Annotated in this window: 3 protein-coding genes; all 3 read left to right on the top strand. The window is 69.9% G+C overall.

Annotation, left to right across the window (positions count from 1 at the left end; all coding sequences use genetic code 11):
* The coding region (locus K206_RS40120) for an efflux transporter outer membrane subunit (RefSeq protein WP_020206760.1) at positions 1–1,187 on the top strand (1,187 nt) is incomplete at its 5' end.
* Between the two features lie 34 nt (positions 1,188–1,221).
* Complete coding sequence (locus K206_RS0134105) at positions 1,222–2,454, top strand: efflux RND transporter periplasmic adaptor subunit (RefSeq protein WP_020206759.1); 1,233 nt, start codon at positions 1,222–1,224, stop codon at positions 2,452–2,454.
* Positions 2,451–5,648, top strand: a complete 3,198-nt coding sequence (locus K206_RS0134100) for an efflux RND transporter permease subunit (RefSeq protein ID WP_020206758.1) — start codon at positions 2,451–2,453, stop codon at positions 5,646–5,648. The genes K206_RS0134105 and K206_RS0134100 overlap by 4 nt, the downstream gene beginning before the upstream one ends.
* Positions 5,649–5,955 lie beyond the last annotated feature (307 nt).

The raw sequence follows: 5,955 nt of genomic DNA, 5'->3' as shown, positions 1-5,955 counted from the left end.
CCGGCCTGTTCCCGACGCTCGGCGCCGGCGCCTCGGTGGGCCGCGCGCGCAGCAGCACGCTGGGCATGGCGTCGGTGTCCAACACGCATTCGGCCAGCCTGGACGCCAGTTGGGAAGTCGACCTGTGGGGCCAGGTGCGGCGCACCATCGAAGCCGCGCGGGACAACTCGCAGGCCAGCGCCGCGGATCTGGCCGCGGCCCGGCTGACCATCCAGGGCGAGCTGGTGCAGGACTACGTGCAGCTGCGCGTGACCGACGTGCTCAAGGCGCTGTTCGCGCGCACGCTGACCGCCTACGAGGCATCGCTCAAGCTCACCCAGAGCCAGTTCCGCGCCGGCGTGGCCACCTCGGGCGACGTCGCGCTGGCGCAGGTCACGCTGGAATCGGCGCGCGCGCAGGCGATCGACCTGGACGTGCAGCGCACCCAGCTCGAGCACGCCATCGCCGTGCTGGTCGGGCGCGCGCCGGCCGAGTTCTCGCTGCCGCCGGCCGAGTTCGCCATGCGCCCGCTGGCGGTGCCGCCGGGGCTGCCCTCGGCGCTGCTCGAGCGCCGCCCCGACATTGCCGCGGCCGAGCGCCGCATGGCCGCGGCCAACGCCAACATCGGCGTGGCGCGCGCGGCGTACTTCCCTTCGCTGGTGCTGTCGGCCGTGGGCGGCGGCAGCAGCGGCAGCCTCGCCGACTGGTTCGGCCCGCCCGGGCGCGTGTGGTCGCTCGGCGCGGCGCTGGCCGGCACCATCTTCGACGGCGGCCTGCGCAACGCGCAGAACGACCAGGCCGTGGCCGCCTACGACGGCGCCGCGGCCGTCTACCGCCAGACCGTGCTCGGCGGCATGCAGGAAGTGGAGGACAACCTCTCCGCGCTGCGCGTGCTCGACGACGAAGTGGTGGTGCAGGACCGCGCGGTGGAAGCCGCGCGCACCGCCGAGCGCGTGAGCCTGGCGCAGTACCGCGCCGGCACGACGTCTTACCTGACGGTGGTAACGGCACAGGCCCTTTCGCTGTCCAATGAACGTAGCGCGATCCAGGTGCGCGGCCGCGAGCTGGCCGCCAGCGTGGGGCTGATCAAGGCGATCGGCGGCGGCTGGAGCAGCGCTGCGCTGGCCCGGGCCGATGGCACGGGCGCGAGCGGCAGCGACAGTACCGCCGGCGTCACCCCGCCCTCGCCCGCCCCGGCCCACCCCTGATTTGCATCGGCAGACTTACTTTCCAAGGCATTCCATGGCGACTCAGCCCTCCCGCCGCAACCCCTTCCTGATCGGCCTCGCCGTGTTCGCGCTGGCCGTGCTGGCCTGGTTCGCCAGCGGCCCGCTCAAGCACATGCTGTCGCCGCGGCAGGCGGCCGCGCCCGCGCCCGCGGTCGCCGTGTCCAGCGCGCTGGCCAGGCGCGAGGACGTGCCGATCGGCCTGACCGGCGTCGGCACCGTGCAGGCGATGGCCACGGTGACGGTCAAGTCGCGCGTGGACGGCCAGCTCGACCGCGTCGGCTTCGTCGAGGGCCAGGACGTCAAGGCCGGCCAGCTGCTCGCGCAGATCGACCCGCGCACGTTCCAGGCGCAGCTGCAGCAGGCCCAGGCGCAGAAGGCGCGCGACGAGGCGCAGCTCGCCAACGCCCGCGTGGACCTCAAGCGCTTCGAGGGCCTGATCCTCGAAAACGCCACCACGCAGCAGACGCTCGACACCCAGCGCGCGCTGGTGGCGCAGCTCGCCGCCACCGTGAAGAACGACGACGCGCAGGTCAACGCCGCGCGCGTGCAGCTGGACTTCACCACCATCAACGCGCCGCTGTCCGGGCGCGTGGGCGCGCGCCTGGTGGACCCCGGCAACATCATCCACGCGGCCGACGCCAGCGGCATCGTGGTGATCCGCCAGATCGACCCGATCGACGTGGTCTTCACGCTGCCCGACGGCGACTTCCAGCGCATCAACCACGCCATCCAGACCAGCGGCACGCCGCTGGCCGTGGAAGCGATGGAGCGCGAGAGCGGCAAGCCGCTCGGCCGCGGCAGCCTGATCCTGCTCAACAACACCATCGACACCACCTCCGGCACGATCCAGCTCAAGGGCCGCTTCCCCAACCCGACCCACACGCTGTGGCCGGGCCAGTACGTCAACGCGCGGCTGGTGCTGGGCGAGCGCGACCAGGCGCTGACCATTCCCGCGCCGGCGGTGCAGCGCGGCCAGGCCGGCACCTACGTCTACGTGGTGCAGGCCGACCACACCGTGGCCTCGCGCCCGGTCGAGGTGACGGAGATCCAGGACACGCGCGCCATCATCGCCCGAGGCCTGGCCCCGGACGAGCGCGTGGTGGTGGACGGCCAGTACAAGCTCAAGCCCGGCGCGCGCGTGACCGAAAGCGCGCCCGCCGGCACCGTGGCCAGCGCGGGCAGCGGACCTGCCGCCGCGCCACCCGCCACCCCGGCCGCGGCCGGCGCCGGGAACGCACGGCCATGAGCATTTCCGCCAACTTCATCAAGCGCCCGATCGGCACCTCGCTGCTGGCGCTGGCGCTGCTGCTGGTCGGCGTGGCGGCCTGGCCGCTGCTGCCGATCGCGCCGCTGCCGCAGGTCGACTTCCCCACCATCCAGGTCTCGGCCTCGCTGCCCGGCGCCAGCCCGGAGACGATGGCGTCGAACGTGGCGCAGCCGCTCGAGCGCCAGTTCTCGCTGATCGCCGGCCTCACGCAGATGACCTCGGCCAGCGCCCAGGGCAACGCGCAGATCACGCTGCAGTTCGACCTGAACCGCAACATCGACGCCGCCGCGGTCGACGTGCAGGCCGCCATCAACGCCGCCAGCGGCCAGTTGCCGAGCAACCTGCCGACGCCGCCGACCTTCCGCAAGATCAACCCCGCGGACTCGCCGATCCTGGTGCTGGCGGTGCAGTCCGACACCCTGCCGCTGACCGAGATCAACGACTACGCCGACAACGTGCTGGCGCAGCAGATCTCGCAGATCTCCGGCGTGGGCCTGGTCAACATCGGCGGCCAGCAGAAGCCCGCGGTGCGCATCCAGGTGGACCCGCAGAAGCTGTCCTCGATGGGCATGAGCCTGGAAGACGTGCGCGGCGTGATCGCCTCGACCACCGTCAACCAGCCGACCGGCGCCACCGACGGGCGCACCAAGGCCTTCAACGTCTACACCAACGACCAGCTCACCAAGGCCGCGCCGTGGAACGACATGGTGCTGGCCTACCGCAACGGCGCGCTGGTGCGCGTGCGCGACGTGGGCGTGGCGGTGGACGCGCCCGAGAACGTCAAGCTGGCCGGCTGGGGCTTCGCCGGCGCGGCCGCGCCCGCGGACAACACCTTCCACAACGGGCGCGCCATCATCCTCGCCATCACCAAGCAGCCCGGCGCCAACGTGATCGAGACGGTGGACCGCATCCGCGCCGCGCTGCCGCGCCTGCAGGCCGCCATCCCGCCCACCATCAGCGTCAACACGCTGGTCGACCGCACCCAGACCATCCGCGCCTCGGTGGCCGACGTCGAGTTCACGCTGGTGCTGACCATCGCGCTGGTGGTGATGATCATCTTCATCTTCCTGCGCAACGTGGCCGCCACCGTGATCCCGAGCGTCACCGTGCCGCTGGCGCTGCTCGGCACCGCGGGCGCGATGTACCTGCTCGGCTACAGCCTGGACAACCTGTCGCTGATGGCGCTCACCATCGCGGTGGGCTTCGTGGTGGACGACGCCATCGTCATGCTGGAGAACATCTACCGCCACGTCGAAGACGGCATGACGCCGATGGAGGCCGCGCTCAAGGGCGCCGGCGAGATCGCCTTCACCATCGTGTCGATCTCGGTCTCGCTGGTGGCGGTGTTCATTCCGCTGCTGCTGATGGGCGGCATCGTCGGGCGGCTGTTCCGCGAGTTCGCCGTGACCGTCACGCTGACCATCGGGGTGTCGGTGATCGTCTCGCTCACGCTCACGCCGATGCTGTGCTCTCGCTACCTGACGCCGCCGCGCGGGCACCAGCACGGGCGCCTCTACCAGTGGTTCGAGCGCGGCTTCGACACCATGCTGGCCGGCTACAAGCGCGGGCTCGACGTGGTGATGCGCCACCAGTTCATCACGCTGTGCGTGTTCATCGGCACGGTGGCCACCACCGTGGCGCTGTTCGTCTACATCCCCAAGGGCTTCTTCCCGCAGCAGGACACCGGCTTCATGTTCGGCTTCGCCGAGTCCGCCCAGGACGCCTCGTTCAAGTCGATGAACGCGCGCATGGTGCAGCTGGCCGACGTGGTGCGCGCCGACCCCGACGTGATGGCGGTCGGCATGACCGGCGGGCAGAACACCATCAACACCGGCAACTTCTTCATCAGCCTGCGGCCCAAGGACCAGGGCCGCACCGCCAGCGCCGACGAGATCATCGCGCGGCTGCGCCCGAAGCTGGCGCAGGTGCAGGGCGCCAACCTGTTCCTGCAGGCCGGCCAGGACATCAACGTGGGCGGGCGGCTGTCGCGCACGCAGTACCAGTACACGCTGGTGGACGCCAACCTCGACGAGCTCAACCAGTGGGCGCCGCGCATCCTGGAGCGCCTGCGCGGCCTGCCGGAGCTGACCGACGTCGCCTCCGACCAGCAGAACGCCGCCGCCGCCGCGCGCCTGACCATCGACCGCGCGCGCGCCTCCAGCTTCGGCATCACGCCGGCGCTGATCGACGCCACGCTGTACGACGCCATCGGCCAGCGCCAGGTGGCGCAGTACTTCACGCAGATCAACAGCTACCACGTGATCCTCGAAGCCACGCCGGCGCTGCAGGAAGACCCGACCCTGTTCTCGAAGCTCTACGTCACCTCGCCGCTGACCGGCGAGCAGGTGCCGCTGTCCACCTTCGTCAAGATCGACACCAACAGCACCGCCTACCTGTCGATCAGCCACCAGGGGCAGTTCCCCGCCGTCACCATCTCGTTCAACCTGGCCAGGGGCGCGGCGCTCGGCGACGCGGTCAACGCCATCAACGGCACGCTCGCCGGCATGGGCCGCCCGCAGACGCTGGGCGGCTCGTTCCAGGGCACCGCCCAGGCCTTCGGCGCGTCGCTGGCATCGCAGCCCTACCTGATCGCCGCCGCGCTGATCGCCGTGTACATCGTGCTCGGCCTGCTGTACGAGAGCTACATCCACCCGCTCACCATCCTCTCGACGCTGCCCTCCGCCGGCGTGGGCGCGCTGCTGATCCTGCTCGCCGGCGGCTACGACCTCACCGTGATCGCGCTGATCGGCATCATCCTGCTGATCGGCATCGTCAAGAAGAACGGCATCATGATGGTCGACTTCGCGCTGACGGCCGAGCGCGAGCACGGCATGACGCCCGAGCAGGCCATCTACCAGGCCTGCCTGCTGCGCTTCCGCCCGATCATGATGACCACCATGTGCGCGCTGCTGTCCGGGCTGCCGCTGATGCTGGGGCATGGCGCCGGGTCCGAGCTGCGCAGGCCGCTCGGCTACGCGATGGTCGGCGGGCTGGTGTTGTCGCAGGCGCTGACGCTGTTCACCACGCCGGTGGTCTATCTGTATCTGGACCGGGCGCATTATTGGTATGTGAAGCGCAAGGAGCGCCGGGCGCGGCGCAAGGCGGGGTTGGCGCCGCATGACGAACCTGGGGCGCCTGTTCCGCGTGTGTTGGCGGGTGGGGAGGGGGATTGAGGGGGTTTTGATTTGGCTTCGAAGGTAAAGGCTTTAATGTTGAAGGCTTAACTTCAAAGTCAAAGGCTTGAAATCAAAATCTTAAAGTCAAAGTCTTAAAGTCAAAGTCAAAGGCTTTCGCGCCCCCGGCGCGACCTACTTTCTTTTTTCCGAAAAGAAAGTAGGCAAAGAAAGCGGACTGCCTGGCCGGCAGGGGCAGAAACGTTGGGGTTTCTGGTGTTTCTGGTTTCGTCGTGGGGTCTGCGGTTCTGCTGGCATCCTGCCGTTACCGGCGCGAACCACCGCGACTTTGCTGGCGGTGTTGGTT

Source organism: Cupriavidus sp. WS (assembly GCF_000395345.1).
Lineage (GTDB): Bacteria > Pseudomonadota > Gammaproteobacteria > Burkholderiales > Burkholderiaceae > Cupriavidus > Cupriavidus basilensis_B.
This window is presented reverse-complemented; position numbering and strand designations above follow the sequence as displayed.